The organism is Pseudomonas sp. SbOxS1 (genome assembly GCF_013416725.1).
In the GTDB taxonomy this organism is placed as follows: domain Bacteria; phylum Pseudomonadota; class Gammaproteobacteria; order Pseudomonadales; family Pseudomonadaceae; genus Aquipseudomonas.
In genome coordinates, this window is sequence record NZ_JAAVXC010000003.1 from 1 (window position 1) to 26,103 (window position 26,103).

A 26,103-nucleotide genomic window follows, 5' to 3' on the forward strand; every position below is an offset into this window, starting at 1 on the left:
AAGATCTTTCGTCTCAACCGAGGCGCGCATTCTACAGCAGCCTCATTTGCTGTCAAGTGATATTTTTCAGAAGTTTTCAAGGAATCCTTAACAACTTCAACCACTTGCGCTTCAGATCTCTCATCAGCGGGAGGCGAATTCTACAGCGTTACACGCTGCTGTCAACACCTCTTTTTCAACTTCCTTCGCGCTTCGATGAACTGAAGCAACCTGCTGCCGAAAACTGCGTAACTCATTGTTTACCAAGGAGTTTTCCGTTTCGACTGCGCCGGAAGTGGGGCGAATTATAGGCCTCCAGAATCTGCCGTCAAGCATTGATTTGGCTTTTCTATCGAGAACACAAAAAGCCGGCTTATATATAGACGCGCCCGCACCGATTGCGCAGTATATTGCCCAATACCAAGTACAACACTCAAGATCCACACCCCGGACGGTGCCTCCCAATGAATGATCAGCCGCGCAGCCTTGCCTCGACCCTGTTTTCGGTCGGCCTGCTAATAATAGCCATGGCATCGATCCAGTCGGGCGCCTCGCTGGCCAAAAGCATGTTCCCTATCATTGGCGCCCAAGGCACCACCACCCTGCGATTGACCTTTGCCAGCGTGATCATGGTGTTGCTGCTGCGCCCATGGCGGGCGAAGCTCACCGCAAAATCACTGCGTACCGTGATTGTCTATGGCATGGCACTGGGCGGCATGAACTTCCTCTTCTATATGTCCCTGCGTACGGTGCCCCTGGGTATCGCGGTCGCGCTGGAGTTCACCGGGCCATTGGCCGTTGCCATCTATGCTTCACGCCGCGCCATCGACTTTTTATGGATTGCCCTGGCCGCTGTCGGCCTGCTGCTGTTGATACCGACGGGGGCCACGGCACAAGGCATTGATCTGCTGGGGGCCGGTTACGCATTGGGAGCGGGTGTCTGCTGGGCGCTGTACATTCTTTTCGGGCAAAAGGCCGGTGCCGACAACGGTGTGCAGACCGCCGCCCTGGGCGTCGTGATTGCCGCACTCTTCGTCGCCCCGATCGGCATTGTTCATGCGGGTGCAGCGTTGTTGACCCCATCCTTGATTCCGATCGCCATCGGTGTTGCCGTCCTGTCCACGGCCCTCCCCTATACACTGGAAATGGTCGCCCTTACGCGCATGCCGGCCAGGACCTTCGGCACACTGATGAGCATCGAGCCGGCGGTGGGCGCCTTGTCCGGCCTGTTGTTCCTGCAGGAATTCCTGTCGTTGTCACAGTGGATGGCCATCCTGTGCATCATCCTGGCTTCCGTGGGTGCCACCATGACCATGGGCAACGCCGCCAAGCCCGCCATTGCAGCCGATTGACGACCGGATTTACACAGACTCTGGTATTTGCCGCTCAATTAGGCCATGTTTAGGCCCGCAACCCAGTGCCATAAATGGACTTTTCCAGGACAGGGACCTCAAAACGCTTCATGCGCAAGCGAACACTGCCAGACCGGGCGATAGATCCGGGAACGCTACAAGGATAGCAATGAAACGAATTTTGATACTGATCGCCGTTCTTGCAGTTGCGGGCTGCGCGGCGACCTCCAAATCCCAGACCAAACACGGCAAGAAAGGCATCCACATCAACTGTTCGGGGCTGTCGTCCTCATGGGACCAGTGCTACACCAGCGCCGCCAACTCGTGCGCCCCCAAGAGCTACAAGGTCATAGCCAAATCCGGCGACGCCGTGGAAGAACCGGGTGATTATCCGTTCGGACTCAACCCCGCGGGCTATACCAGCCGCAGCATGATCGTCATCTGCAAATGACCCGAAGCCATTGTCAGGCCCTCGGGCCTGCCAACTGGCGACCAATCTCCTCATGGCTGGACTTCAGCACCCTGCGCTGCAGATCCGGCGTGATCAGCATTCGGGCCACCACCAAGGCTCCGATGCATTGCGACAGAATCGCCCAGGCCAGGCTGTCGCTCTCCAGCACCCGCGCCCAACGTTCCTGAAGCTGGCAAATCCAGTGCTCAGCCTGCTGTCGAATCAGCGGGTCGGAGCGGGCAATCTCGGCGCCCAACGCCGGTAATGCACAACCGGTTTCCGGGTGCTCGACGTGGGACATGCTCAAGTAAAGCTTGAGGCAACGCTCGAATTTGTCGCGATCCTGATCAGCCCCCAAGCGTTCCAGGCTTTGACGCAACTCGCGCTCGACAATGGAAGCGAACAATTCGTCCTTCGACGCGAAGTGACTGTAGAACGCGCCACCACTCAAGCCGATGGCTTTCATCAAACCATCGACCCCCACCGTGGAAAAACCGGATTGCTTGGCCGACACCGCGCTGCTTTGCAGCAATTTCTCTCGGGTTTCCAGTTTGTGACTGGCTGAATAACGCATTGCCCTACCCTCAGGTTCGATCATCTTGACGCCTGCCCAATCGTAGCATAACGTTCGTTTAGTTAACGATCGTTTACTAAAGAGGTCCAGGCAATGAATAACAAAAAGGTCGTACTGGTTGTCGGTGCGGGAGATGCCACGGGTGGCGCCATTGCCAAAAGGTTTGCACAGGAGGGATTCGTAGCCTGTGTAACCCGTCGCAGCGCTGACAAGCTACAGCCTCTGGTTGATGCCATCAGGGATGGCGGTGGTGAAGCCCACGGCTTCGCCTGCGATGCCCGCAAAGAAGACGATGTGGTTGCACTGGTCGAGCAAATTGAAAGCGACATCGGCCCGATCGAAGCGTTCGTGTTCAACATCGGCGCCAACGTGCCCTGCAGCATTCTCGAAGAAACCGCCCGCAAGTATTTCAAGATCTGGGAAATGGCCTGTTTCTCAGGCTTTCTCAATGGTCGGGAAGTGGCCAAGCGCATGGCCAAGCGGCAACGGGGCACTATCCTGTTCACCGGCGCCACCGCCGGTTTGCGCGGTGCTGCAGGCTTTGCCGCGTTTGCCGGGGCCAAGCACGGGATCCGCGCGCTGGCACAAAGCATGGCTCGGGAACTGGGGCCGATGAACATTCACGTCGCCCACGTCGTGGTCGACGGCGCCATCGATACCGATTTCATTCGTGAAAGCTTCCCTGAGAAGTACGCCACCAAGGACCAGGACGGCATTCTCGACCCCGAGCACATTGCCGAGAACTATTGGTACCTGCACAGCCAGCCGCGTGACGCCTGGACCTTCGAGCTGGACCTGCGCCCCTGGAGCGAACGCTGGTAATCCACCCCCTACGACAACAAGAAGAGCGCATCGACCATGAGCAAAACCGTGGAGTTTCATTTCGACCTGGGTAGCCCCGCCACCTACCTGGCGTACACCCAGCTACCGAAGATCTGTGAGCAGACCGACAGCCAGCTGATCTATGTGCCAATCCTGCTCGGCGGGGTGTTCAAAGCCACCGGCAACGCCTCCCCGGCGACCATCCCTGCCAAGGGCCGCTACATGTTCATAGACCTGGATCGGTACGCCAAGCGCTACGGTGTGCCGCTGAAAATCAACCCGCACTTCCCGATCAACACATTGCTGCTCATGCGTGCCGCAACAGGCATGCAGTTGCGTCACCCTGAGCGCTTTGCCGCGTTCATCGATTGCCTGTTCAAGGCACTCTGGATCGAAGGTCGAAACCTCAATGATCCGGCCACTGTCGGGGCAGTGCTGAGCGAAAACGGTTTCGACCCGGAAGAAATCCTGGCCCTGACCGTCGACGAGGAGGTCAAGAACGCCCTCAAGGAAACCACCGAAAAAGCCGTACAACGCGGCGTATTCGGTGCACCGAGCATGTTTGTCGGCGATCAGCTGTACTTCGGCCAGGATCGACTGGACTTTGTCATCGAAGCCCTGGGTTAAAACCCAAGGACCGACTGCATGAGCCGGGCGCTGGAAACAGCGCCCGGACTACATCGGGTCAAATAGCCGCAGTACGCGTGTTCAACCACTCCAGCGCAGCGCCGTCGAGCAACGGGCTCAAGCGCTCGCGCACTTGCGTGTGGTAAGCGTTGAACCACTGCTTTTCCTCTTCGCTCAGCAGCGAGGTTTCCAGGCAGCGCGTGTCGATCGGGCACAGGGTCAGGGTTTCGAACTTGAGGAATTCGCCGAATTCGCTGCTGCCTGCCTCGCGGTTCATCGCCAGGTTCTCGATGCGCACACCCCAACGACCTGGACGGTAGGTGCCTGGCTCGATCGAGGTGATCATGCCTGGCAGCATGGCGGTTTGCGGCGCGGGTGCGGCCTGGTAGGCAATGACCTGCGGACCTTCGTGAACGTTGAGGAAGTAGCCCACGCCGTGACCGGTGCCGTGACCGTAGTCGACGCTTTCGGCCCAGATCGGCGCCCGGGCGATGGCGTCCAGCAGTGGCGACAGGATACCTTTGGGGAATTGCGCACGGGACAGGGCAATCACGCCCTTGAGCACGCGGGTGCAATCGCGTTTCTGCTCGCTGGTCGGTGTGCCGACCGGCACCATCCGCGTGATGTCGGTGGTGCCACCCAGGTACTGGCCGCCAGAATCGATCAGCAACAAGCCGTCACCTTCGATCACCGCGTGCTCTTCTTCGGTGGCGTGGTAATGGGGCATGGCGCCGTTGGCGTTGAAGGCGGCAATGGTGTTGAAGCTCAGCGACACGTAGCCCGGGCGGCGTTCACGCGCCGCGGTCAGTTTTTCGTCGATGGTCAGTTCGGTAATACGCTCACGCCCCCAGGCCGAGTCGAGCCAGCTGAAGAATTCGCACAGCGCTGCGCCGTCCTGCTCCATGGCCTGGCGGATGTGTTCGGCGTCAGCCTGGCTCTTCTGGGACTTGGCCAGGGTGGTCGGGTTCAGGCCTTCGAGCAGTTTGACACCGCTGTCGAGGTTATCCAGCAGGCCCGCCGTTACCCGCGCCGGATCGACCAGCAGGCTCGTGCCCATCGGCACCGCGCGCAGGGCGTCGGCCACTTCGCTGTAATCGCGCAAGCTCACGCCGTCCTGTTCCAGGGCCGCACGCAACTGCGCATCGACCTTGCTCAGCGCGACGAACAGCGTTGCCTGCTGCTGGCTGATCAAGGCGAAAGATACAAAGACCGGGTTGAACGACACATCGCCGCCGCGCAGGTTGAACAGCCAGGCGATGTCATCCAGGGTGGCGATGAAATGCCAGTCGGCACCACGTGCCTGCAGGGTTTCGCGCAGCTTGGCGAGTTTTTCGCCACGGCTGACGGTGGCTTGTGGCGGCAAGTGCTGGTAGATCGGTTCGTTCGGAAGGCTTGGGCGGTCGCTCCAGACTTCGCTCAACAGGTCGATGTCGGTGCGCAGGCGTGCGCCCCGCTCCTCGAGCTTGCTGCCCAGCGTGCGTGCGGAAGCCACCGCCATCACCGCACCATCGACCGCGACCACGCCGCCTTGCGGGGTTTGCTCGGCCAGCCAGTCCAGCGGCCCCGGTTGCCCCGGTTGCAGCTTGACCAGCTCGATGCCACTGCCCTTGAGTTCCTTGCCCGCCTGCTCCCAATAACGGCTGTCGGCCCAGATGCCGGCGAAATCCGCGGTAACGATCAGGGTGCCGACCGAACCGTGGAAACCCGACAACCATTGACGCCCTTGCCAGTAACCCGGCAGGTATTCGGACAGGTGGGGATCGGCCGACGGCACCAGCAAGGCATGGATGCCCTCCCGGCTCATCAGCTCGCGGGTTTGCGCCAGGCGCTGGGGCACTGACCCGGTGATCGTAAACTGCGTATTCATCGTGACTCCTGCTAACCACTCGTCATTATTGTTCAGTGCCGATCAGGGTCGGCACTTTGTTGCCCTATTGCCAGAATGCTGGAGCACTGGCGCAGGCGGTTTTAATCAGCTGTACCGCTTGATCGATATCCTGTTCGGTGGTGAAACGCCCCAGGCTCAAGCGAATGGTGCGGCTCGCCGTACGGGCATCATGCCCCAGGGCCAGCAGCACATGGGATGGCGCATTGCTTGCGGAATTACAGGCCGAGGTCGCGGAAAACGCCATCGAGGCAAGCAAAGCCGCTGAATTGAACTCGCCTTCACTGAAGGTCAGGCTCAACGTATGCGGGATGCGTTGGGTGGGGCTGCCATTGAGCCGCACGCCGGGAATGCCCAGCACTTGTTCAAGCAGGCGTTCGCGCAGGTGCACGATCAAGGCCTTTTCTTCATCGAACGAGGCCGCCGCCAAGGCAAAGGCCGCGCCCATCGCGGCAATCTGGTGGGTCGCCAGGGTACCGGAACGCAGGCCGCCTTCGTGACCGCCGCCGTGGATCTGCGCCAGCAGGCGCTGCTGCGCACGGGGTCCGACATACAGCGCGCCGATGCCTTTGGGGCCATAGAGCTTGTGCGCCGAGAAGGACATCAGGTCCACCGGCCACTGTGCCAGGTCGATCGCAACCTTGCCCGCACCTTGCGCCGCGTCGACATGAAACAACGCATTGCGCTCGCGCACCACCTGGCCGATGGCCGGGATGTCGTTGACCGTGCCCAGTTCATTGTTGACCAGCATCAGCGACACCAGGAAGGTGTCCTCGCGCATGGCTTCGCTGACCGCTTGCGCGGTGATCAGGCCATCGGCGTCCGGCACCAGGTACGTCACCGCCACGCCGCTGTCCTGCAACTGCCTGGCGGTATCGAGGATGGCCTTGTGTTCGATCTGGCTGGTGATGAGGTGGCCGCAGGCCGAGCCGCGTGCCTGGGCCACACCCTTGAGGGCAAGGTTGTTGGATTCGGTGGCACCGGAGGTCCAGATGATCTGTTCAGGCGTGGCGCCGACCAGTTCGGCGACCTGGCGCCGCGCCTGCTCTACCGATTGCCGGGCCTGTTGGCCAAAGGCGTGGGAACTGGAGGCCGGGTTGCCAAAGTTACCGTCAAAGCCCAGGCACTCGACCATGATCTTGATGACTCGCTCATCCACCGGCGTGGTGGCGGCATAGTCGAAATACAGCGGACGTTTATTCATAAAGGACTCGCAGAGCGTGTTCCGGGATCAGGAAGCTCATGACTGCAAACAGCGAAACGCAGCCTTATGAGCTGCGTGCGGTTTTCAGAAGGTTACCAATACCTGATCGGATGCCGTTAAAGAAGAACAACTTCATTTAAAAGTGCGTCGGAACGCTCCTGATAAACCAGCTTAACAGGCATCGGGCGAGCGGTTGAAGCAATGCGTCAGCTAAAGCTTTCGAGCAATATCGGATACAGCGACGCCACCAGCAGCGCGGCCATGCCCCAGTTGAACAGGCGCAACCAGCGCCGGTCCTTGAGAACATTGCGCAACAGCGTGCCGCATGCGGCCCAGACACCGACGCTCGGCAGGTTGATCAGGGCGAACACCGCGGCAATCACGATCACGTTGGTGAAATAGCCCTGCATCGGTGTGTAGGTGCTGATGGCACCGATGGCCATGATCCAGGCCTTGGGATTGACCCACTGGAACGCGGCGGCGCCCAGGTAGCTGATCGGCTTGGCCTCGCCATTGCCGCTGTCCGAGACGGGCCCGGAATGGGCGATTTTCCACGCCAGGTACAGCAAGTACGCCGCACCGACGTAACGCAGCACGATGTAGAGCACAGGATAAGCCTGGAACACCGCGCCCAGCCCGAAGCCCACTGCCACGACCAGCACGAAGAATCCGCAGGTGATGCCCAGCATGTGGGGGATGGTTCGATGGAAGCCGAAGTTCACCCCGGATGCCAGCAACATGGTGTTGTTCGGACCGGGTGTGATCGAGGTGACGAGGGCAAACAGGGCAAAGCCCAGCAGCAGATCAAGTGAGAGATTCATGGGTGGCAGTCCATCGGGGTCAGTCAGGTATTGACCCTATCGCGAACGCTCAGTGAAACCCATGGACAGTTGGGCGAAAGTTCCAGCAGTACAGTTTTGGCTCAGCTTGGGCGACCGTGCAGCTGTACAGCTCGCTCGGCGTTCATTTCACCCTGCTTGTCGAAGCCAAAGGTTTTCCGTGGCTCGCCGAGCAGTTCGGCTTTTTTCGCGTGGTATTCGTCGAAGGACAAGCCGCGACGATTCAATGCTTCCAGCGCCAGTTCGCGGGTTTCTTCAGCGGTGTAGGGACGCAGTTCCGGGGAAACATGGCTGGCACATCCGGCGAGTACAGAGACCGCGAGCAGCAAGAAAGTGGCGATTAGAGGTTTCATTTTCGGCGTCCTGGCATCGTGTTCGGGGCAATGAACACAGGCTACTCGCGCCTTTGCCCGAGCAGAAATCAACGCTCTCGATAGTCGCTATCGGCTTTTTCCAATACGGCCGTTGCAGCCCCACATATTCCATAACGCTCTATAAATATCGTTTTATCGTATTTTGAGGAATAACAGACAACCTTTATAACAACTGCATCCACTGTTGCCCAAACAACTGTTTGCCAGGCAACAGTCATTCAACAAACAGCCCCTGAAAATCAACAGCGCGGCCTGCTCAAGGCGCTGAAAACCCGGTAATCCTGGGCCTCAAGGGATTGGTACAGCTCTTGCTCAACCCGGTGACTACTCACTGCTCGCCGAGCAACTGTTTAAAAAGGAACTGTTCATGTCGCGTCCATTGAAAGTCGTTGCCCTCTCCGGCGGTACCTGGCGCCCGTCGCGCACCCTGGTGCTGACCCAAGCCCTGTTGGCGCAATTGGCCGAGCAACTGCCGATCGACAGCAAGCTCATCGAACTGGGTGACATTGCCCGGCCATTGGGCGCGGCACTGTCCCGCCAGGAATTGGCGGCGGATATCGAAGCCGAACTGCAAGCGATTGAAAACGCCGACTTGCTGATCGTCGCTGCGCCGGTTTATCGCGGTTCCTACCCGGGCCTGCTCAAGCACCTGTTCGATCTGATTGACCTCAATGCGCTGATCAACACGCCAGTACTGCTGGCCGCCACCGGTGGCAGCGAACGTCACGCGCTGGTGCTCGATCATCAACTGCGCCCACTGTTCAGCTTCTTCCAGGCCTTGACCTTGCCGATTGGCGTGTATGCCACCGAAGCCGATTTCTCCAATTACCAAATCACCAGTGAGCCGTTGAAGGCCCGCATTCGCCTGGCTGCAGAACGCGCCGCGCCGTTGTTCGGCGTGCACCCTAACAATCTGCTGAAAATCGCTTAAGGATTTGTTCATGGATGTTTTCTGGTTTCTGCCGACCCACGGCGACGGTCATTACCTGGGCACCACCCAGGGCGCACGCCCGGTAACGCTCAATTATCTGAAACAGGTGGCCCAGGCGGCGGACAGCCTCGGTTACCACGGTGTGTTGATCCCGACCGGGCGCTCCTGCGAAGACTCGTGGGTCATCGCTTCGGCGCTGGTGCCGTTGACCGAACGCTTGCGGTACCTGGTGGCGATCCGGCCGGGGATCATTTCGCCAACGGTTTCGGCGCGCATGGCCGCCACCCTGGATCGACTGTCCGGTGGCCGTTTGCTGATCAATGTGGTGACCGGCGGCGACCCGGATGAAAACCGTGGCGACGGCAGTTTCCTCGATCACAGCGAGCGCTACGAAGTCACTGACGAATTCCTGAAGATCTGGCGTCGCGTACTGCAAGGCGAATCGGTGGATTTCGAAGGTAAACACCTGCGGGTACAGAACGCCAAGGCGCTGTATCCGCCGGTACAGAAACCCTATCCGCCGCTGTACTTCGGCGGCTCCTCCGATGCTGCCCATGACCTGGCCGCCGAGCAAGTCGATGTCTACCTGACCTGGGGCGAGCCACCGGCTGCCGTGGCGCAAAAGCTGACCGATGTCCGCGAGCGTGCCGCACGTAACGGGCGCACGGTGAAGTTCGGGATTCGATTGCATGTGATCGTGCGCGAAACCGCCGAAGAAGCCTGGAAAGCCGCTGACAAATTGATCGAACACATCAGCGACGAGACCATCGCCGCCGCACAGAAGTCATTCTCGCGCTTCGATTCCGAAGGTCAGCGGCGCATGGCCGCCCTGCATGACGGGCGTCGTGACAATCTGGAAATCTCGCCCAACCTGTGGGCCGGTGTCGGGCTGGTGCGCGGCGGTGCCGGGACAGCGCTGGTGGGCGATCCGCAGCAGGTGGCGGCTCGGATCAAGGAGTACGCGGACCTGGGCATCGAGAGTTTCATCTTCTCCGGCTATCCGCACCTCGAGGAGGCCTATCGCTTTGCCGAACTGGTGTTCCCGCTGTTGCCCGAGCCGTATGCCAGCCTGGCGGGTCGCGGCGTCACCAACCTCACCGGGCCGTTTGGCGAAATGATCGCCAATGATGTGTTGCCCGCCAAAGCCACAGCCTGACGCCAAACCTGTAGGAGCTGGCTTGCCAGCGAAAGCGGACTCTCAAACAACTCTTATGTTGAACGTGATGGCCTCTTCGCTGGCAAGCCAGCTCCTACAGGAAGCATCGTACACAGAAGGATCCCCGCGTGACCGCCAAACCGCAAAGCGCCCTGATATCCCCGTTGCAGACCGCCCGCCAATTGGCCGCCGAGTTTGCCTTGACCGCCGTCGAGCGCGACGAGCGCGGCGGTACGCCCAAGGCCGAGCGTGATGCCCTGCGCCACAGCGGCCTGCTCGCGTTAAGTATTCCCACCCAGTTCGGCGGCCTCGGCGCCCACTGGAGTGAAACCCTGGCCATCGTGCGCGAGTTCGCCAAGGTCGACAGTTCGATTGCCCATGTTTTCGGTTTCCATCACCTGATGCTCGCCACCGTGCGCCTGTTCGCCCGGCCCGAACAATGGCAGCCGTGGTTTGAACAAACCGCACGCAAGAACTGGTTCTGGGGCAATGCCCTCAACCCGCTCGACACCCGCACCGTGGTGAAAAACCTGGGTGGCTGGCGTGAGTTTTCCGGCAAGAAAAGTTTTTGCTCCGGCGCCAGCGATTCAGAAATGCTGATCGCCTCGGCGGTGGATGAAAACGCCGGCGGCAAGCTGTTGATCGCCGCCATTCCCAGCGGTCGCAGCGGCATCAGTCTGCACAACGACTGGAACAACATCGGTCAGCGCCAGACCGACAGCGGCAGCGCGACCTTCGAACGAGTGCGGGTCGAAGAATCGGAACTGCTGCTCGATCCGGGTCCGTTGAGTACACCCTTCGCCTGCCTGCGCCCGCTGATCGCCCAGCTCACCTTCACTCACATGTTCCTCGGCATCGCCGAAGGCGCCTTTGAAGAGGCGCGGCAATACACGCTCACCGAAACCCGGCCGTGGCATAAATCCACCTCCCAGGATGTGCGCCAGGACCCTTATGTGCTCGGTCACTACGGCGAGTTCTGGGTGGCCCTCGAAGGTGTGCGGTTGCTGGTGGAGCGTGCCGCCGACTTGCTCGACAAGGCCTGGGCCAAAGGTCCGAACCTCAGTGCCGAAGAACGCGGGCATCTCGCCACCGCCATCGCCACGGCCAAGGTCGCGGCAACGCGCAATGGCCTGGAGCTGTGCAGCCGTTTGTTCGAAGTGACCGGCGCGCGTTCGACCCACGCCTCGCTGCGCCTGGACCGGCATTGGCGCAACCTGCGCACGCAAACCCTGCACGACCCGGTGGATTACAAACTCCAGGAACTGGGTGACTGGGCGCTGAACCAGGCCCTGCCGATTCCGACTTTCTATTCATAGCTTGCCCATCAAGGAGCGTGCCCCATGCAACTGCTGACCTTACCGCCCTCGCCCGCTCTGGCCACGTCGATCCGCGCCACGGCGCAGGTCTTCGAAGATCCGAAGTCCCAGGCCTTGCTGGCGCATCTGCAACAAGTCGCCCCCAGTGACGCCAGCGTGCTGATCATTGGCGAAACCGGCACCGGCAAAGAGTTGGTGGCGCGACATATCCACAACCTCAGCGCCCGGCGCAACCGGCCATTCGTTGCGGTGAACTGCGGTGCGTTTTCCGAATCCCTGGTCGAAGCCGAATTGTTCGGCCATGAAAAAGGTGCGTTCACCGGCGCCCTGAGCGCCAAGGCCGGCTGGTTCGAGGAAGCCAACGGGGGCACCTTGTTCCTCGATGAAATCGGCGATTTGCCGATGGCGATCCAGGTCAAGTTGTTGCGCGTGTTGCAGGAGCGCGAAGTGGTGCGCCTGGGTTCGCGCAAGAGCATTCCCATCGATGTGCGCGTGCTCGCGGCCACCAACGTGCAACTGGAAAAAGCCATCAACGCGGGGCACTTTCGCGAAGACCTGTATTACCGGCTCGACGTCGTCAGCCTGGAACTGAGCCCGCTGCGCGACCGCCCGGGCGATATCCTGCCGCTGACGCGCCACTTCATCAACGCCTACAGCCAGCGCCTCGGTTACGGCACCATCACCATCAGCAAAGAGGCCGAACTGAAACTGCGCAGCTACAGCTGGCCGGGCAATATCCGCGAGCTGGAAAACGTGATTCACCACACCCTGTTGATTTGCCGCAACGGCGTGATCGAACGCGATGACCTGCGCCTGTCGAACATGCGCATCGAGCGTCAGGACGACTATCACACCCAGGTCGACGACTGCGCCGAAGCCCTGCTCGACCGGGCCTTCCAGAAGCTCTTCGAACAACAGGCCGGCGCGCTGCATGAGAAAGTCGAAGACGCCTTGATGCGCGCGGCCTATCGTTTCTGCCACTACAACCAGGTGCACACCGCCGCCCTGCTGGGGCTGAGCCGCAACGTGACCCGCACACGCCTGATCAAGATCGGTGAACTGGCGGTCAACAAACGCCGGCCAACGGAAAACATCCAGGGCGAGCGCTTGATGCAGCTGTCGATCTAACCCACCAGATTGCAGTGCAACCCGTGGTCGTGGCTGCGTTCCAGGCTGTGCAGCACCTGGAACGAGCCGAAGGTCACGGTCTTCGCCTGATGGGCGCGGATCAATTGCCAGAAATCCTGTTCCCCGCTTTCAAACGCCTGAAACGCCGCCTCCCCCGCCTCGCGGGTTTGCCATTGCAGGTAGTTGAGCACCCGCCGACCGTCCTCGCTGGCCTGGATGCTGGCACTCAGAAAGCCGCTGTGGTGCTGGGCCAGGCGCTCGGTCTGCTGTGACAGCGCTTGCACCAACGCTGGCTGCTGCTGCGGTTCGATTTCGAATTCGATCAGTTGGGTGAAGCTGCGATGTTTCGCGGGCGCGTGCATGGATAATCCCCCACTCAGGTGCAAGGCGAATCTTGTGATCCGAAGGCGTGCAGGGTAAAACCTCCAGTTAACTAGAGGTCAAGGGGCAATCTGCAAATGATCACTTCGGAGAACCTGCACAAGGAGCTCAGCGTCGGCCAATTGGCCGCCCGCAGCGGTGTCGCGGTCACGGCGCTGCATTTTTATGAATTGAAGGGGTTGATCAAGAGCAATCGCAACCAGGGCAATCAGCGACGCTATCCACGGGAAGTGTTGCGGCGGGTGGCATTGATCAAGGTGGCCCAGCGCTTGGGCATTCCGTTGGCGGAAATTGGCGAGGCGCTCAAATCCCTGCCGGATAACCGTGCACCGACGGCGGCGGACTGGAAGGTGCTGTCGGCGCAGTGGAGTCGGGATCTGGATGAGCGGATCAATCAGTTGACGTTGTTGCGCGACAAGCTCAATGGCTGCATTGGCTGTGGGTGTTTGTCGATGGAGGCGTGTCCGTTGCGTAATTTTGGGGATGTGTTGGGGGAGCGTGGGCCTGGGGCGCAGCTGCTGGAATCTGGGGCAGAACCGAAATAGCGGCGCGGCCTTCGCGGGCAAGCCTCGCTCCTACAGGTTTTGTGTCGTTCGCAATAATCACAAACGACTCAAAACCTGTGGGAGCCTGGCTTGTCGGGTCGCCGCATCGCAGCGATGGCGTCCTCAAGACCAACCGAAGCTTAGAACCCCGGCGCAATCTGCCCCTTGTAGCGGGTCAGGATGAACTGCCGCACCTCATCGGAGTTCAACGCCTTTGCCAGTTTCTGCAGGCCCGGGTCGTTGATGTTGTCCGGCCGTGCCACCAGGAACTCGATGTACAGGCTCTTGCCCTTCTCCACGATCAAGGCACTGTTGGTATCGATCCCTGCTTCCAGGGCGTAATTGGCGAAGACGAATGCCAGGTCGACCTGACTCACCGAACGCGCCAGCAGTGCGCCCTCCAGTTCACGGATTTTCAGGTGCTTGGGGTTTTCGACGATGTCCCGTTGGGTTGCCAGGGTGTTGCTCGGGTCCTTGAGCTTGATCAGACCCGCTTCGTGCAAGAGCACCAGGGCGCGACCGGTGTTGACCGGGTCGTTGGGGATCGAAACGGTGGCGCCGTCCTTGAGTTCGGCGATGTTTTTGATCTTGGTCGAATAAGCGCCGAACGGCTCGATGTGCACGCCCACCACCGGCACCAGGTCGGTGTGACGGGTCTTGTTATAGTCGTCGAGAAACGGCCGGTACTGGTAATAGTTGGCGTCGAGATTCTTCAGCGCCAACTGCTGGTTGGGCTGGATGAAATCGGTGAACACCTTGATGTCCAGGTCCACGCCTTCCTTGGCCAGCGTCGGTTTGACGAATTCGAGGATTTCCGCGTGCGGCACCGGGGTGGCGCCGACGGTGAGTTTTTCGTTGGCGTGGGCGCTCAACGAGATCAGGGCAGCCAGTATGGCCAGGGTCTTTTTCATCTTGTGCTCCAAGGCAGATTTAAATGGCCGTCGTGGGTCGGACGTGGGGCCGGTTTTTTTGATTTGAATCGTCAGCGGTGGCTGTAACGCGCCACCAGTCGGTCGCCGCTCATTTGCAGCGCCTGGACCAGGATCAACAACAGCACCACGGTGACCACCATCACATCGGTCTGGAACCGCTGGTAGCCGTAGCGGATGGCCAGGTCGCCCAGACCGCCACCGCCGATCACCCCGGCCATTGCCGTGTAGTCGACCAGTACGATCGCGGTAACCGTGACCGCTGCCAGCAGCCCTCCCCGGGCTTCCGGCAACAAGGTGTAGCGAATGATTTGCCAGGTGTTGGCGCCCATGGCCTGGGTCGCCTCCACCACCCCGCGATCGACTTCGCGCAGCGCGGTTTCCACCAACCGCGCGAAGAACGGCGTGCAACCGACCACCAGCGGTGGAATGGTCCCCGGCACCCCCAGCGAAGTGCCCACCAACAGGGTGGTCAGGGGGATCAGCACAATCAGCAGAATGATGAACGGCAGCGAACGCAGCATATTCACGATCACCGACAGCACCCGGTAGACACCGACGGCTTCATGCAATTGGCGCTTGCCGGTGAGGAACAGCAGCACCCCCAGCGGCAAGCCCAGCAGCACGGTAAAACCCAGGGCCGCACCGAGCATGCTCAAGGTGTCGAGACAGGCCTGGCCGATATCGGCCCAGTAAATGTTCTTGAACAATTCGGCCATGGTCACGACCAGTCATGACGTGGTGGTTTCACGCCGTTGAGTAGCCAGTTGCCGACCACGTGGTACTTCCAACGCACCGGGTCGTGCAGGGTGTGGACCCGGGCGTTGCGCCAGTGACGATCGAAGTTGTGTTTTTTCAGGGTCGAGCGGGTGCCTCCGAGTTCGAACAGCTTGTTGGTGGCTTCAATGGCGATTTCAGTGGTCAGCACCTTGGCCTTGGCAACGGCCAGGGACGCACGGGCAACGTTGTCTTCATCGGGTGCCGGACGCGCCGCATCCAGTGCACGACCAGCCCGTTCCAGCAAGGCTTCGGCGGCTTCCAGGCGAATCTCCAGCCCCCCGACCTGAATGATGGTCAGCGGGTCTTCGCTGGCTTTTTCCACGCCGGCGTCGATCCATGGCCGGGCGGATTGCCGGACGAACGCGATGGTGTCGCGCAGGGCCGCACGGGCGATGCCGGCATCGATGGCGGCGGTGGTCAACTGGGCGAACGGGCCGGCCAGGGTCGGGTTTTCGTAGGAGCGGTACGTCGGGAACAGGTTGAACGCCGCGACGTGCAGATCCTCGGCCAAGACGGTGCCGCTGGAGGTGGTGCGCTGACCGATGCTGTCCCAGTCGTCGACAATCACCAGCCCTTTCGTACCGCGTTCGACAAAGGCCAGCTGGCCCTTCTGTTCTTCATCCAGCGCCAGCACCGCCAACCAGTGGGCATAAAGCGATCCGGTGCAGTAACCCTTGCGTCCATTGATCACATGACCGTCGCCGTAACGACGGAGGGTTGCCTGGATGTCCTGCACGTTTTTGCCGCCGGTTTCCGACAAGGCATTGGCGAACCGGTGGCCTTGCAAGGCCAGGCCAAAGAAATGCGCCTGCTGCTGCGGGGTGCCTTGCAGGCGAATGTCTTCGAGCAGGCAATAGTGGTTTTGCGGGATCTGTCCCAGGGACGGATCGGCTGCCGAAATGATCGCAATGACTTGCGCCAGTACCGCACTGGACACCTGCGCGCCGCCGAATTCCCTGGGCACGGTGATGCCCCACAGGCCACTGTTGGAATACAGGTCGACGATCTCGGCGGGCACCTGGCGTGTGCGGTCGCGCTCGGCATCCTGCTCCAGCAGGATCGCGGCGACCTGCTCGGCCACCTGTAGCGCTTGGGCTTCGTCGGCGATCCGGTGGGCGGCCGGCGGATTGATCGGATAAACGGCAGATTGGGACATACAAGACTCTCGATACAGGTGTTTATCGAAGGTCATTGCAGCTTCTGTGCCTGACGGCGCGGGTCAGTGTTTGAAGGGGGTTCAGGGCATTTTCGAGGGGTTTTACATCACGAAGGCAAGCAATCTGTTGCTTCACTGTTGATGGCTGAACAGTGCCGATGAACTCTGTAGAACGTGCCGCAGGCTGAAATCTTTTTGGAAACTTGAAACATGCTGAAGATCAAAACAAAAGATCGCAGCCTTCGGCAACTCCTACAATTGTTCGGCTGGAGAGCGATCTTCAATCCGCAACAAAAAAAGGGAGAACATCATGAGCGTTAAACCGATTCCAGAGGGTTATCACAGCATCACCCCGTACCTGGGCATTCAAAAAGCGGCCGAAGCCATCGATTTCTACAAAAAAGCCTTCGGCGCCATCGAGGTCATGCGCCTGAGCATGCCCGACGGCGGCATCGGCCACGCCGAACTGCGCATTGGCGATTGCCCGATCATGCTCGGCACTCCGTGCGATCAAGGGCCGCTGCGCAATCCGGACAATTCTCCGTCGGTGGGCCTGCACTTGTACGTGACCGATGTGGACAGGTCCTACAAACAGGCGATCGATGCTGGTGGCGTCGTAGTTTCAGAGGTCAAGGATCAGTTTTACGGCGACCGTTCCGGGACCTTGAAGGATCCCTATGGGCATCTGTGGTTCCTGGCCACGCGTAAAGAGGATCTGACCCAGGAGCAGATCGAGCAGCGGGCGAAGGAGATGTTCCAGCAAGGGTGAAATCTTCGAGGCCTGCGCGGCCTCGTCGTCGGAACGCCGGGTGGCGTTCCGACGATGGTCTGGCGAAACACGAAACATTTTCTTTCATATCACCCTTCGGGATTTCGGGTGCTCATCCGTCCTATATAGATGCAGTCCTGTCGCGTAGAAAAAACCACGACCGGACCGTCCATTGACCTCATCGCTGCGAAGCCCGTAGCAGAGGCCTTTCATCGATATAAGACGCCTTAATCATGTCGAAGAAATCCCGTTCAAAAATCTGGTTCCTGGTCCATAGCTGGCTGGCACTGCCGATCTGGTTTTTCGTGTTGATCGTCTGTGTGACCGGCACGCTGGCGGTGGTCAGCCAGGAGATCGTCTGGCTGGCCAATCCGCAAATGCGCGCCAGCCAACCTGCGGATGACGCGCCACGGCTCAATTACGACCAGATCGTCGCCGCGATCAAGCAAGCCGAGCCCACCATCATCGTTGACAGCATCAGCCGCCCCGACGAAGCGCATTTCGCCCTGGACGTACGCGTCAACTACCCCGATGGGCGTGAGTTGACGGTGTACGTCAACCCCTACACCGGTGCCATCCAGGGCCCCGCTCCGCAGTTCAACTTCCAGGCGTTCACCCGTGCCCTGCATGGCTGGTGGCTGGTGCCGTTCACCAACGGCTACAGCTGGGGCTGGTACCTGGTGTCGTTCCTCAGCCTGCCAATGCTGGCTTCCCTGGTGACTGGCCTCGTGGTGTACAAGCGCTTCTGGAAAGGCTTTTTCCGGCCAACCCTGCGCATTCGCCATGGCGCACGGATTTTCTGGGGCGATTTCCACCGGCTCAGCGGCATCTGGTCGATCTGGTTCATCGCGGTCATTTCCGTCACCAGCACCTGGTTCCTGATCGAAGCGTTCATGTTCGACAACCAGATCTCCATCTCCACCGCGCCGGTGGCGGCCGTGGTCCCGCGGGAAAGCGTGCCGCTCACCACCGATGGCGCGCCGGCACCGATGATCAGCCTGGAAGCAGCAATCCGCGAGGCCAAGGAACGTATCCCGGGGCTCGACGAGAGCTTTGTCAGTATGCCGGCCAACGCCTACAGCTACCTGTCGGTGGGCGGGCGCAGCTGGTACCCGCTGATGTTCCAGACCGCCGATATCAACCCGTACACCGGCGAAGTCGCTGCCACGCGCCTGCTGTCGGACCGTTCGGGCCTGGAGTTCGTGACCGAATCCATGCGTCCGCTGCACACCGGTGATTTCGGCGGGATCTGGATCAAGCTGATCTGGTGCTTCTTCGGCCTGCTGTTGAGCATGATGGTACTCAGCGGCCTGTTGATCTGGACCAAGCGCACCGCCCTGGCCACGGCCAACGCCCTCAAGCGCAGCAACAAACGCCCACGCAACGAGCCTGCCACGGCCAGCAGCGCTGAAGCCACGGAGGTCAGCCAATGAGCCAGGTCGCCACTCAATCACCCCGTTCGACGCTAAGCCGCTTCTGGCACAAATGGCGTTTCCACATCAACGTCCTGCTGTTGCTGGTGCCGCTGGGTTTCATGCCCAAATACTTCGCCGATGCCGCGCTGTTTCGCGGTGACACGGGCCTGGGCGAGCGGGAAATCGGTGAAGTCCAGGTCGGGCCCTGGAGCCTGCGCCTGGCCGAACTGCGTAACGAAGCACCACGGCCCGACGGCCCGGCCGGCTACATGAAAAGCTTCAACGCCGCGCTGTGCGACAGCTGCCGCGAGCAGGTCAAGGCGACTTACCTGCGCATCGGCAAGCCACGCAGCCTGCGTGCCGCCGGGGTGATTTTCTTCGGTACGCCCTACCGCATGGGCGCCATGCTGCCGGTGCCGACAAAAACCAAGGCCGACGCCGAACTGTGGATCACCATGGAAGGTTGGGACGGCTCCATGCACCAGGCATCCATTCCTCTGAGCCAGGCCTCCCCCGCCACCCTCGCCTGGCTATCCACCCAAGGAGGCAAACCATGATCAAACCTATTCGCCCTTTGCGCGCCGCGTTGCTGGTGCTCTGTGCCGGCTTCAGCGCCAGCGCACTGGCCCACAACCCGATGTGCGAATGCAAGGCCATCGACGCCGAGCAGATCCAGTGCACCGGCGGTTTTTCCGACGGCAGCGGTGCTCCGGGCGTGACCCTGGACGTGATCGGCTACGACGAAACCATCCTGGTGCCGGGCAAGCTCGGGGCCGATTCGACCTTGACCTTCAAGAAGCCCGGGGCTGAGTTCTATGTGCTGTTCGACGCAGGCCCCGGCCATGTGGTCGAGATCGACCAGGCGGACATCGAAAGCCCATGAGTACGCCCACCACGCACATCGTCCGCCCGGCCGGCGCCGGCCATGAAACCCTCTATGTCTTGCTGTTGTGCCTGGTGATCCTGGCAGTGGCCGGTTCAGTGGTCGCCTGGCGCGGCGAGTCGCAGCCAGTGAGCAGCATCAACAGTCATCAACTGGATGCCCGCCGCGATCTGAGCGCCTCCGAACAAGGCATCTACGCCGATTTGCGCGTGACGCTGGATGAGATCCACTTGCTGCGCCAGGAACAACAGAGCCTGCCGACACCTGAAACCCTCGCCGATGAAGGCTTTGCCCCCTTTGCCCAGGACGCCAGCTCGGTCAGCCGCGGCGGCCATGCCTGGCAGTTGCTCGACGCAAAGGCGTACTTCGGGCAGAGCCAGAACGTCACCGTGGCCGGCTCGTTCCTGATGCGCCTGAGTGCTGGCGACGACGCCCCGGACATCTGGCTCAACCGCGCCACCGACCTCAAGGCCCCTGCCGACCTCAGCGACGCAGCGCTCGAAGGCGCCGGCTGGCGGCAGGTCGTCGCGCAATTCGATGCCGGCGTGACCCGCCAGCACCGGCACTGAACCCTCGCCTTCACCCGAGAGAAGACCGCTTTCCCATGCCTATTTCATCGCTACGTTCTTTCCTGCGCCTGTCACTGGTCGGCCTGCTGGCCTGCCTGCTGACACCCCTGGCCAGCGCCGATGAGGCCAAGCGCCTGCGCATCGGCATCACCCTGCACCCGTACTACAGCTATGTGGCCAACATTGTCGGCGACAAGGCCGAGGTGGTGCCGCTGATTCCCGCCGGCTTCAACCCCCATGCCTACGAGCCACGGGCCGAAGACATCAAGCGCATCAGCGGGCTCGACGTGATCGTGCTCAACGGCGTCGGCCATGACGACTTCGCCGACCGCATGATCGCCGCCAGTGAAACGCCGAACGTGCCGGTGATCGAGGCCAACGAAAACGTGCCGCTGCTGGCCGCCACCGGCGTCGCCGCGCGTGGCGCGGGCAAAGTGGTCAACCCGCACACGTTCCTGTCGATCAGCGCCTCGATTGCCCAGGTCAACAACATCGCCCGCGAACTGGGAAAACTCGACCCGGCCAATGCCAAGACCTACACCGAGAACGCCCGCGCCTACGGCAAGCGCCTGCGCAAGATGCGCGCCGACGCCCTGGCCAAATTGACCGCGGCGCCGAACGCCGAGCTGCGCGTGGCCACGGTTCACGCCGCCTACGATTACCTACTGCGCGAATTCGGCCTGGAAGTGACGGCGGTGGTCGAGCCGGCCCACGGTATCGAACCCAGCCCCAGCCAGCTGAAAAAGACCATCGACCAATTGCGTGAGCTGGACGTGAAAGTGATCTTCTCGGAGATGGATTTCCCCTCCACCTATGTCGACACCATCCAGCGCGAATCCGGGGTGAAGCTGTACCCGCTGTCGCATATCTCCTACGGCGAATACACCGCCGACAAGTACGAAAAAGAGATGACCGGCAACCTCAACACCGTGGTGCGGGCGATTCAGGAGTCCGGGGCATGACATCGAAAGAAACCATCCTGGCCGATGCACAATCCCCTGTGGGAGCGAGCCTGCTCGCGAAGGCGTCCAGCCAGGCGACACCATCATCAAATGACACAGCGCAATCGCGAGCAGGCTCACTCCCACAGGTTTCGGGGCCTACCCTGGATTTCGCCGACGTCAGCCTGACCCTCGGTCGCACGACCATCCTCGACAACGTCACGTTTCAAGTTCGGCCCGGCAGCGTGCATGCGCTGGTCGGCCCTAACGGTGGCGGCAAAAGCTCGTTGATCAAGACCCTGCTCGGGCAGATGCCGCACCAGGGCCGCTTGAGCCTGCAATGGCCGGGCGAACCGGGGACGATCGGATACGTGCCCCAGGCGCTGGAATTTGATCGCGGCCTGCCAATGACCGTCGACGATTTCATGGCTGCAATGTGCCAGCGGCGCCCGGCGTTCCTCGGCTTGAGCAAGCACTACGCGAAGGCTATCGGCGAGGCGCTGGAACGGGTCGGCATGCAGGACAAGCGCAAGCGCCGCATGGGGGCGCTGTCGGGTGGCGAGCGTCAGCGGGTGTTGCTGGCGCAAGGGCTGATTCCGGCGCCGCAATTGCTGGTGCTCGACGAACCGATGTCGGCCCTCGATGAAGCCGGCATCCGGGTGTTCGAACGCTTGCTGGGCGACTGGCGCGCGGCGGGCATCACCGTGCTGTGGATCGAGCACGATCTGGAAGCGGTTGGACGCCTGGCCGATCACGTCACCGGGCTCAACCGCCGCGTGCTGTTCGATGCCACGCCACAACAGGCGCTGACCCCCGATCGCCTGCTGACCTTGTTCTCGACCCATCCACGGAGCGCTGCCTGATGAGTTACGAAGCCTTTCGTTTGATGGTCCAGGGCTGGGCCTCGTCGGGTTATCTGCCTGAGGCGCTGGCCTATGGATTTGTGGTCAACGCGTTGCTCGCCGGCCTGTTGATCGGCCCGGTGCTGGGCGGTCTGGGCACCCTGGTGGTGGTCAAGCGCTTCGCGTTTTTCTCCGAAGCGGTGGGCCACGCGGCGCTGACCGGCGTGGCCATCGGCATCCTGCTGGGCGAACCCTACACTGGGCCCTACGGCAGCCTGTTCGGTTACTGCCTGCTGTTCGGCATCTTGCTCAACTACCTGCGCAACCGCACGGGCCTGGCGCCGGATACCTTGATCGGTGTGTTCCTGTCGGTGTCGTTGGCGCTGGGCGCCAGCCTGCTGCTGATCCTGGCGGGCAAGATCAACGTGCACATCCTCGAAAACGTACTGTTCGGTTCGGTGCTGACGGTCAACGGCAATGACCTGCTGGTGCTGGCCATCGTCGGTTCTCTGGTCATGGCCCTGGCCTTGCCGCTGTACAACCGCATCATGCTCGCCAGCTTCAACCCGCAATTGGCGGCGGTGCGCGGGGTGGCGGTGAAGTCCCTGGATTACCTGTTCGTGATCCTGGTGACGCTGATCACCGTCGCCGCGGTGAAAGTCATCGGCGCCATCCTGGTCGGTGCGCTGCTGGTGATACCGGCCGCGGCGGCGCGCCTGCTCAGCCAGTCACTGAAGGGCTTCTTCTGGTGCTCGGTGCTGATCGCCACGGTGAGTACGCTGTGCGGGATTCTCGCGCCAATCGTATTTGACCTGCCGATCCCGTCCGGTGCCGCGATCATCCTGGTGGCCGGCATCGCCTTCGCCCTGGCCGCCATCGCGCGCGGCGTCGTCCCCAGCCTCAAAGGGAACCTTGGATAAATGTCATTTTCTCTGCGACAACTGACCCTGGCGCTCGCCCTGTGCGGGCTGGCCACAACCGCCGTCGGCGCTGACAGCGGCAAACCGCTGCGGGTGCTGGCTTCACTGCCAATTACCTACGGCCTGGGCGAAGTGCTGCTCAAAGGCACCGATGTCAGCCTTGAGCGCGCGGCACCAGCCAACCTGCCCGGCAGCCGCCAGACCGCCTACTTCACCGGCCGTGGCGCTCCGGCGCTGGCCAAGCTGGCGACCGGCGCCGATGCGGTGATCGGCGTGCGCTCGCTGTGGCCGGACGATCCGCTGTACCCGACCTCCCGGCGCAGCAACATCCGCATCATCGAAGTCGACGCCGCCCGTCCGGTGGATGGCGCCCTGCCCGGCATTGCCGTGCAGCCGGGCAACCAGGTCGATGGCTTGAACAGCCAGCCCTGGCTGGCCAGCAACAACATGGGACGCATGGCCGACGTGATGGCCGCGGACCTGGTACGCCTGGCCCCCACGGCCAAGCCTGCGATCGAGGCGAACCTGGCGGCACTGAAACAGCGCTTGCTCAAACTCAGCGCCGACAGCGAAGCGCGCCTGGCCGCTGCGGACAACCTCAGCGTGGTGAGCCTCAGCGATCACTTTGGTTATCTGATCGGCGGGCTCAACCTGGAGTTGGTCGGGCTGGATGCACGGCCGGATGCCGAATGGACACCGGAGGCGCTCAAGGAGTTGGGGGTGATGCTCAAGGACAATGATGTGGCGGTGGTGTTGCACCATCGGCAGCCCTCAGACGCGGTGAAAGCGGTGATTGCCGAGGCCGGGAGTCAGTTGGTGGTGTTGAGTGTCGACGCCGCCGATCCGGTGGCCGAGCTGGAAGGGGATGTGGATCTTTTGATCAAGGGGTTGAGCAACGGCCCGGTCCTGTAGGAGCCCGGCTTGCCGGCGAAGGCACCCGAAAGACTAGCGCAAGGCTCAAGGACGCCTTCGCCGACAAGCCGGGCTCCTACAAGAGAATGTTGCCGCCAGGCGCAAAAAAGCCCGCTGACCTGACCGGTTCAGCGGGCTTTTTTTGCAGGCGCTGACTCAGTGCGCCACAGCCGCCTGCTCGTCCATTTTCTGGCGCAGGCTCAGCGGACGCATATCCGTCCAGGTTTCTTCAATGTAGGCCAGGCATTCCTTTTTCAACCCACTTTTACCCACGGTACGCCAGCCCTCGGGCACGGCTTTGTAGTCGGGCCAGATCGAGTATTGCTCTTCGTGGTTGACCACGACCTGAAAGAGGATGTCCTCGCGGTCGAATACTGACGTCATGCTGTCTCTCCATCGCTGTAGGGTGGGCTGCACGCTGTGTGCAGCTGCTATGTAGAAGGAACGTTCCGGGGGCCGGAAAATTTAGAGGCTGGCGGTGGCCGCGGCCAGGGCCCTGCCGAAAATCTCGGCCACCCGGTCGATTTCCGCGGCGGTGATCACCAGCGGTGGCAGGAAGCGCACCACGGCGCCCTGGCGGCCGCCCAGTTCAAGGATCAAGCCGCGCTTGAGGCATTCGCGCTGCACCAGCGGCGCCAGTCGCGCAAACGCCGGCGGATGACCCAGGGCATCCGGCACGCCGGTCGGATCGACCAGTTCCACACCAAGCATCAGGCCTCGACCTCGAATATCGCCCAGCTGCGGGAAATCACGCTGCAGGATGCGCAGGTGCTCGCCCAGGCGTTCGCCCATGGCGGCGGCATGTTCGCAAACCTTGTGTTCGACCAGGTAACGCATCACGGCAGAACCGGCGGCCATCGCCATCTGATTGCCACGGAAAGTCCCGGCATGGGCGCCCGGCAGCCAGGTGTCGAGCCAGTCGCGATAGACCACCACGGCCAATGGCAGGCTGCCGCCGATGGCCTTGGACAGCACCACCACGTCTGGAATGATCCCGGCGTGCTCGAAGGCGAACATCTTGCCGGTGCGGGCAAAGCCACTCTGAATCTCGTCGACGATCAACGCCACGCCGGCTTTTTCGGTAATCCGGCGCAAGCCGCGCAACCAGTCGAGATCGGCCGGGATCACCCCGCCCTCGCCCTGTACCACTTCAACGATCACTGCCGCCGGCAGTTGCACGCCGGCCTCGGGATCGTTCAACAGGTTTTCCAGGTAGTTGAGGTTGGCCTTCACCCCCTGCGCGCCGCCCAGGCCAAACGGGCAACGGTAATCGTAAGGGTACGGCATGAACTGCACGCCGTTGCTGAGCAAGGCGCCGAGAGGCTTTTTCGGCCCCAGGCTGCCCATCAAACTCAGCGCGCCCTGGCTCATGCCGTGGTAGCCGCCCTGGAACGACAGCACGGTGCTGCGGCCAGTGGCCGTACGCACCAGCTTCAGCGCGGCTTCCACCGCATCGGTGCCGGTGGGCCCGCAAAACTGGATCTTCGCTTGCGCAGCCAAGGCTGTCGGTAACAAGCCGAACAGGTCCTGGACGAACTGATCCTTGACCGGCGTGGTCAGGTCCAGGGTGTGCAGCGGCAGTTCGTCGGCCAGCACGCGCTGGATCGCTTCGATCACGACCGGGTGGTTGTGCCCGAGGGCCAGAGTCCCGGCGCCGGCCAGGCAATCGATGAACGTGCGGCCTTCGACGTCTTCGACATACAGGCCCTTGGCGCGCTTGAGTGCCAGGGGAATACGCCGCGGGTAACTGCGGGCGTTGGACTCCTGCTGGTTTTGACGCGCCAGCAACGGCGATTCGTTGAACTGATAAAGCGTCTCGGCCGGCACCGGAGTAATCCGGGCCGACTGGTCTTGCACAAGCCTGGTAGCGACTGACATCTCTCGACCCCTCATTAAGGTTTTCCTGTTCTGGAAACGCATCAGGAGTTCGAGGATTTAGACCTCAGGCAACGCTTTGTGCATGGGGATGGCATACAGGCCCGCTACCGCGAACGCCTGGGCATACGCCTGATAACCCAGGCGCCGGTAAAAGGCCTCGCCGGTTCGGGTGCTGTTGAGTCGTGAATGCTGCAGCCCCTGTTCAATCAACCAGCCTTCGAGATCGCGCACCAGTGCTTGCCCGACCCCGCGACGAAACCATTCCGGCAGTACGTAGCAGAACGCTACCTTGCCGTTGCTGGCGGCCATGGCGACACCCACGGGCTTGTCCTGCAACAGCGCGATGTTCAGGTACAACCGCCGGTCGGTGAACCAGGGAAGAATGTGTTCGATGGTCTTGTTGTGGGTCCAGTTGGCCACGGTTCGCAGGTTGTTGCGGTGGTCGAGCACGCAACCGACCCGGATGGAGCGCTCGATGATGCGACTGATGATGCCGGCGTCGGCCGGGGTTGCCTTGCAGGTGTGTACGGATGCTTCCATGGTGC

The 26,103-nt window shown here is 61.4% G+C and carries 31 protein-coding genes; 18 read left to right on the top strand and 13 right to left on the bottom strand.

Going from position 1 to position 26,103, the window contains the following annotated elements; genetic code table 11:
- The first annotated feature begins 443 nt into the window (after positions 1 to 443).
- Positions 444 to 1,331 (top strand): threonine/homoserine exporter RhtA, encoded by an 888-nt coding sequence (gene rhtA / locus HFK74_RS04250; RefSeq protein ID WP_180202484.1) that lies wholly within the window; start codon positions 444 to 446, stop codon positions 1,329 to 1,331.
- A 169-nt stretch (positions 1,332 to 1,500) separates the two neighbouring features.
- On the top strand, positions 1,501 to 1,782 hold the full coding sequence (locus HFK74_RS04255) for a hypothetical protein (RefSeq protein ID WP_180202485.1): 282 nt from the start codon (positions 1,501 to 1,503) through the stop codon (positions 1,780 to 1,782).
- 13 nt (positions 1,783 to 1,795) lie between these two features.
- Here HFK74_RS04255 and HFK74_RS04260 read toward each other — a convergent pair whose 3' ends face one another.
- The gene (locus HFK74_RS04260) at positions 1,796 to 2,356 is read right to left on the bottom strand and encodes a TetR/AcrR family transcriptional regulator (RefSeq protein ID WP_180202486.1); all 561 of its coding nucleotides are present in this window, start codon (positions 2,354 to 2,356) and stop codon (positions 1,796 to 1,798) included.
- A gap of 93 nt (positions 2,357 to 2,449) precedes the next feature.
- Between HFK74_RS04260 and HFK74_RS04265 the strand changes: the two genes are divergently transcribed.
- On the top strand, positions 2,450 to 3,178 hold the full coding sequence (locus tag HFK74_RS04265) for an SDR family oxidoreductase (RefSeq protein WP_180202487.1): 729 nt from the start codon (positions 2,450 to 2,452) through the stop codon (positions 3,176 to 3,178).
- 36 nt (positions 3,179 to 3,214) lie between these two features.
- Positions 3,215 to 3,805, top strand: a complete 591-nt coding sequence (locus HFK74_RS04270; protein WP_180202488.1) for a 2-hydroxychromene-2-carboxylate isomerase — start codon at positions 3,215 to 3,217, stop codon at positions 3,803 to 3,805.
- A 58-nt stretch (positions 3,806 to 3,863) separates the two neighbouring features.
- Here the strand turns inward: HFK74_RS04270 and HFK74_RS04275 are convergent, their stop codons facing one another.
- From HFK74_RS04275 to HFK74_RS04295, 5 genes are all read right to left on the bottom strand, one after another.
- Positions 3,864 to 5,672, bottom strand: a complete 1,809-nt coding sequence (locus HFK74_RS04275; protein ID WP_180202489.1) for an aminopeptidase P family protein — start codon at positions 5,670 to 5,672, stop codon at positions 3,864 to 3,866.
- A 64-nt stretch (positions 5,673 to 5,736) separates the two neighbouring features.
- A complete protein-coding gene (locus HFK74_RS04280) occupies positions 5,737 to 6,894 on the bottom strand; it encodes an aminotransferase class V-fold PLP-dependent enzyme (RefSeq protein WP_180202490.1) in 1,158 nt (385 codons plus the stop codon).
- 206 nt (positions 6,895 to 7,100) lie between these two features.
- Positions 7,101 to 7,715, bottom strand: a complete 615-nt coding sequence (locus HFK74_RS04285; protein WP_180202491.1) for a LysE family translocator — start codon at positions 7,713 to 7,715, stop codon at positions 7,101 to 7,103.
- 101 nt (positions 7,716 to 7,816) lie between these two features.
- Entirely contained in the window at positions 7,817 to 8,086 is a 270-nt protein-coding gene (locus HFK74_RS04290) for a hypothetical protein (protein WP_180202492.1), read from the bottom strand.
- Between the two features lie 68 nt (positions 8,087 to 8,154).
- Positions 8,155 to 8,325 carry a hypothetical protein gene (locus HFK74_RS04295; protein ID WP_180202493.1) on the bottom strand — a complete coding sequence of 57 codons (171 nt, stop codon included), beginning with the start codon at positions 8,323 to 8,325 and terminating at the stop codon, positions 8,155 to 8,157.
- Between the two features lie 149 nt (positions 8,326 to 8,474).
- On the opposite strand from HFK74_RS04295, the gene msuE reads away from it, so the two are divergent.
- From msuE to HFK74_RS04315, 4 genes are all read left to right on the top strand, one after another.
- Positions 8,475 to 9,038, top strand: a complete 564-nt coding sequence (gene msuE / locus HFK74_RS04300; protein ID WP_180202494.1) for an FMN reductase — start codon at positions 8,475 to 8,477, stop codon at positions 9,036 to 9,038.
- A 10-nt stretch (positions 9,039 to 9,048) separates the two neighbouring features.
- Positions 9,049 to 10,194 (top strand): FMNH2-dependent alkanesulfonate monooxygenase, encoded by a 1,146-nt coding sequence (ssuD, locus tag HFK74_RS04305; RefSeq protein WP_180202495.1) that lies wholly within the window; start codon positions 9,049 to 9,051, stop codon positions 10,192 to 10,194.
- Positions 10,195 to 10,322: 128 nt separating this feature from the next.
- The gene (locus HFK74_RS04310) at positions 10,323 to 11,510 is read left to right on the top strand and encodes an acyl-CoA dehydrogenase family protein (protein WP_180202496.1); all 1,188 of its coding nucleotides are present in this window, start codon (positions 10,323 to 10,325) and stop codon (positions 11,508 to 11,510) included.
- A gap of 24 nt (positions 11,511 to 11,534) precedes the next feature.
- On the top strand, positions 11,535 to 12,638 hold the full coding sequence (locus tag HFK74_RS04315) for a sigma-54-dependent Fis family transcriptional regulator (RefSeq protein ID WP_180202497.1): 1,104 nt from the start codon (positions 11,535 to 11,537) through the stop codon (positions 12,636 to 12,638).
- Here HFK74_RS04315 and HFK74_RS04320 read toward each other — a convergent pair.
- Positions 12,635 to 13,000: an antibiotic biosynthesis monooxygenase gene (locus HFK74_RS04320; protein ID WP_008056493.1), complete on the bottom strand. Its 366-nt coding sequence runs from the start codon at positions 12,998 to 13,000 to the stop codon at positions 12,635 to 12,637. The genes HFK74_RS04315 and HFK74_RS04320 overlap by 4 nt on opposite strands.
- Before the next feature lie 96 nt (positions 13,001 to 13,096).
- On the opposite strand from HFK74_RS04320, the gene soxR reads away from it, so the two are divergent.
- Positions 13,097 to 13,564, top strand: a complete 468-nt coding sequence (soxR, locus tag HFK74_RS04325) for a redox-sensitive transcriptional activator SoxR (protein ID WP_180202498.1) — start codon at positions 13,097 to 13,099, stop codon at positions 13,562 to 13,564.
- A 140-nt stretch (positions 13,565 to 13,704) separates the two neighbouring features.
- On the opposite strand, the gene HFK74_RS04330 is transcribed toward soxR, so the two are convergent.
- The 3 genes from HFK74_RS04330 to HFK74_RS04340 form a co-directional block, all read right to left on the bottom strand.
- Positions 13,705 to 14,475 carry a MetQ/NlpA family ABC transporter substrate-binding protein gene (locus HFK74_RS04330; RefSeq protein WP_180202499.1) on the bottom strand — a complete coding sequence of 257 codons (771 nt, stop codon included), beginning with the start codon at positions 14,473 to 14,475 and terminating at the stop codon, positions 13,705 to 13,707.
- A 71-nt stretch (positions 14,476 to 14,546) separates the two neighbouring features.
- The gene (locus HFK74_RS04335; protein ID WP_008056489.1) at positions 14,547 to 15,212 is read right to left on the bottom strand and encodes a methionine ABC transporter permease; all 666 of its coding nucleotides are present in this window, start codon (positions 15,210 to 15,212) and stop codon (positions 14,547 to 14,549) included.
- A 2-nt stretch (positions 15,213 to 15,214) separates the two neighbouring features.
- Positions 15,215 to 16,429: an SfnB family sulfur acquisition oxidoreductase gene (locus HFK74_RS04340; RefSeq protein ID WP_180202500.1), complete on the bottom strand. Its 1,215-nt coding sequence runs from the start codon at positions 16,427 to 16,429 to the stop codon at positions 15,215 to 15,217.
- A gap of 310 nt (positions 16,430 to 16,739) precedes the next feature.
- On the opposite strand from HFK74_RS04340, the gene HFK74_RS04345 reads away from it, so the two are divergent.
- The 9 genes from HFK74_RS04345 to HFK74_RS04385 all read left to right on the top strand — a co-directional run bounded on the left by HFK74_RS04345 (position 16,740) and on the right by HFK74_RS04385 (position 23,680).
- A complete protein-coding gene (locus HFK74_RS04345) occupies positions 16,740 to 17,198 on the top strand; it encodes a VOC family protein (protein ID WP_180202501.1) in 459 nt (152 codons plus the stop codon).
- A gap of 233 nt (positions 17,199 to 17,431) precedes the next feature.
- Positions 17,432 to 18,631: a PepSY domain-containing protein gene (locus HFK74_RS04350; RefSeq protein ID WP_180202502.1), complete on the top strand. Its 1,200-nt coding sequence runs from the start codon at positions 17,432 to 17,434 to the stop codon at positions 18,629 to 18,631.
- Entirely contained in the window at positions 18,628 to 19,170 is a 543-nt protein-coding gene (locus tag HFK74_RS04355) for a thiamine pyrophosphate-binding protein (protein ID WP_180202503.1), read from the top strand. The genes HFK74_RS04350 and HFK74_RS04355 overlap by 4 nt, the downstream gene beginning before the upstream one ends.
- Entirely contained in the window at positions 19,167 to 19,496 is a 330-nt protein-coding gene (locus tag HFK74_RS04360; RefSeq protein ID WP_180202504.1) for a hypothetical protein, read from the top strand. The genes HFK74_RS04355 and HFK74_RS04360 overlap by 4 nt, the downstream gene beginning before the upstream one ends.
- Positions 19,493 to 20,065, top strand: a complete 573-nt coding sequence (locus HFK74_RS04365; protein WP_180202505.1) for a DUF6162 family protein — start codon at positions 19,493 to 19,495, stop codon at positions 20,063 to 20,065. The genes HFK74_RS04360 and HFK74_RS04365 overlap by 4 nt, the downstream gene beginning before the upstream one ends.
- A gap of 35 nt (positions 20,066 to 20,100) precedes the next feature.
- The gene (locus tag HFK74_RS04370) at positions 20,101 to 21,027 is read left to right on the top strand and encodes a metal ABC transporter substrate-binding protein (protein ID WP_180202506.1); all 927 of its coding nucleotides are present in this window, start codon (positions 20,101 to 20,103) and stop codon (positions 21,025 to 21,027) included.
- The gene (locus HFK74_RS04375) at positions 21,024 to 21,869 is read left to right on the top strand and encodes a metal ABC transporter ATP-binding protein (RefSeq protein WP_257230252.1); all 846 of its coding nucleotides are present in this window, start codon (positions 21,024 to 21,026) and stop codon (positions 21,867 to 21,869) included. The genes HFK74_RS04370 and HFK74_RS04375 overlap by 4 nt, the downstream gene beginning before the upstream one ends.
- Positions 21,869 to 22,768: a metal ABC transporter permease gene (locus HFK74_RS04380; RefSeq protein ID WP_033041974.1), complete on the top strand. Its 900-nt coding sequence runs from the start codon at positions 21,869 to 21,871 to the stop codon at positions 22,766 to 22,768. Before HFK74_RS04375 ends, HFK74_RS04380 begins: the two co-directional genes overlap by 1 nt.
- The gene (locus HFK74_RS04385; protein ID WP_180202507.1) at positions 22,769 to 23,680 is read left to right on the top strand and encodes a metal ABC transporter solute-binding protein, Zn/Mn family; all 912 of its coding nucleotides are present in this window, start codon (positions 22,769 to 22,771) and stop codon (positions 23,678 to 23,680) included.
- Between the two features lie 156 nt (positions 23,681 to 23,836).
- Here HFK74_RS04385 and HFK74_RS04390 read toward each other — a convergent pair whose 3' ends face one another.
- From HFK74_RS04390 to HFK74_RS04400, 3 genes are all read right to left on the bottom strand, one after another.
- Positions 23,837 to 24,064, bottom strand: a complete 228-nt coding sequence (locus HFK74_RS04390; protein WP_128608950.1) for an MbtH family protein — start codon at positions 24,062 to 24,064, stop codon at positions 23,837 to 23,839.
- A gap of 81 nt (positions 24,065 to 24,145) precedes the next feature.
- Positions 24,146 to 25,558 carry an aspartate aminotransferase family protein gene (locus HFK74_RS04395; protein WP_180202508.1) on the bottom strand — a complete coding sequence of 471 codons (1,413 nt, stop codon included), beginning with the start codon at positions 25,556 to 25,558 and terminating at the stop codon, positions 24,146 to 24,148.
- A gap of 57 nt (positions 25,559 to 25,615) precedes the next feature.
- Positions 25,616 to 26,098 (bottom strand): GNAT family N-acetyltransferase, encoded by a 483-nt coding sequence (locus tag HFK74_RS04400; RefSeq protein ID WP_180202509.1) that lies wholly within the window; start codon positions 26,096 to 26,098, stop codon positions 25,616 to 25,618.
- Between the last annotated feature and the right edge of the window lie 5 nt (positions 26,099 to 26,103).

Coding starts and splice junctions, on each gene's coding strand:
- rhtA (WP_180202484.1), top strand. CDS start 444: ATGAATGATCAGCCGCGCAGCCTTGCCTCGACCCTGTTTTCGGTCGGC.
- HFK74_RS04255 (WP_180202485.1), top strand. CDS start 1,501: ATGAAACGAATTTTGATACTGATCGCCGTTCTTGCAGTTGCGGGCTGC.
- HFK74_RS04260 (WP_180202486.1), bottom strand. CDS start 2,356: ATGCGTTATTCAGCCAGTCACAAACTGGAAACCCGAGAGAAATTGCTG.
- HFK74_RS04265 (WP_180202487.1), top strand. CDS start 2,450: ATGAATAACAAAAAGGTCGTACTGGTTGTCGGTGCGGGAGATGCCACG.
- HFK74_RS04270 (WP_180202488.1), top strand. CDS start 3,215: ATGAGCAAAACCGTGGAGTTTCATTTCGACCTGGGTAGCCCCGCCACC.
- HFK74_RS04275 (WP_180202489.1), bottom strand. CDS start 5,672: ATGAATACGCAGTTTACGATCACCGGGTCAGTGCCCCAGCGCCTGGCG.
- HFK74_RS04280 (WP_180202490.1), bottom strand. CDS start 6,894: ATGAATAAACGTCCGCTGTATTTCGACTATGCCGCCACCACGCCGGTG.
- HFK74_RS04285 (WP_180202491.1), bottom strand. CDS start 7,715: ATGAATCTCTCACTTGATCTGCTGCTGGGCTTTGCCCTGTTTGCCCTC.
- HFK74_RS04290 (WP_180202492.1), bottom strand. CDS start 8,086: ATGAAACCTCTAATCGCCACTTTCTTGCTGCTCGCGGTCTCTGTACTC.
- HFK74_RS04295 (WP_180202493.1), bottom strand. CDS start 8,325: ATGACTGTTGCCTGGCAAACAGTTGTTTGGGCAACAGTGGATGCAGTT.
- msuE (WP_180202494.1), top strand. CDS start 8,475: ATGTCGCGTCCATTGAAAGTCGTTGCCCTCTCCGGCGGTACCTGGCGC.
- ssuD (WP_180202495.1), top strand. CDS start 9,049: ATGGATGTTTTCTGGTTTCTGCCGACCCACGGCGACGGTCATTACCTG.
- HFK74_RS04315 (WP_180202497.1), top strand. CDS start 11,535: ATGCAACTGCTGACCTTACCGCCCTCGCCCGCTCTGGCCACGTCGATC.
- HFK74_RS04320 (WP_008056493.1), bottom strand. CDS start 13,000: ATGCACGCGCCCGCGAAACATCGCAGCTTCACCCAACTGATCGAATTC.
- soxR (WP_180202498.1), top strand. CDS start 13,097: ATGATCACTTCGGAGAACCTGCACAAGGAGCTCAGCGTCGGCCAATTG.
- HFK74_RS04330 (WP_180202499.1), bottom strand. CDS start 14,475: ATGAAAAAGACCCTGGCCATACTGGCTGCCCTGATCTCGTTGAGCGCC.
- HFK74_RS04335 (WP_008056489.1), bottom strand. CDS start 15,212: ATGGCCGAATTGTTCAAGAACATTTACTGGGCCGATATCGGCCAGGCC.
- HFK74_RS04340 (WP_180202500.1), bottom strand. CDS start 16,429: ATGTCCCAATCTGCCGTTTATCCGATCAATCCGCCGGCCGCCCACCGG.
- HFK74_RS04345 (WP_180202501.1), top strand. CDS start 16,740: ATGAGCGTTAAACCGATTCCAGAGGGTTATCACAGCATCACCCCGTAC.
- HFK74_RS04350 (WP_180202502.1), top strand. CDS start 17,432: ATGTCGAAGAAATCCCGTTCAAAAATCTGGTTCCTGGTCCATAGCTGG.
- HFK74_RS04355 (WP_180202503.1), top strand. CDS start 18,628: ATGAGCCAGGTCGCCACTCAATCACCCCGTTCGACGCTAAGCCGCTTC.
- HFK74_RS04360 (WP_180202504.1), top strand. CDS start 19,167: ATGATCAAACCTATTCGCCCTTTGCGCGCCGCGTTGCTGGTGCTCTGT.
- HFK74_RS04365 (WP_180202505.1), top strand. CDS start 19,493: ATGAGTACGCCCACCACGCACATCGTCCGCCCGGCCGGCGCCGGCCAT.
- HFK74_RS04370 (WP_180202506.1), top strand. CDS start 20,101: ATGCCTATTTCATCGCTACGTTCTTTCCTGCGCCTGTCACTGGTCGGC.
- HFK74_RS04375 (WP_257230252.1), top strand. CDS start 21,024: ATGACATCGAAAGAAACCATCCTGGCCGATGCACAATCCCCTGTGGGA.
- HFK74_RS04380 (WP_033041974.1), top strand. CDS start 21,869: ATGAGTTACGAAGCCTTTCGTTTGATGGTCCAGGGCTGGGCCTCGTCG.
- HFK74_RS04385 (WP_180202507.1), top strand. CDS start 22,769: ATGTCATTTTCTCTGCGACAACTGACCCTGGCGCTCGCCCTGTGCGGG.
- HFK74_RS04390 (WP_128608950.1), bottom strand. CDS start 24,064: ATGACGTCAGTATTCGACCGCGAGGACATCCTCTTTCAGGTCGTGGTC.
- HFK74_RS04395 (WP_180202508.1), bottom strand. CDS start 25,558: ATGTCAGTCGCTACCAGGCTTGTGCAAGACCAGTCGGCCCGGATTACT.
- HFK74_RS04400 (WP_180202509.1), bottom strand. CDS start 26,098: ATGGAAGCATCCGTACACACCTGCAAGGCAACCCCGGCCGACGCCGGC.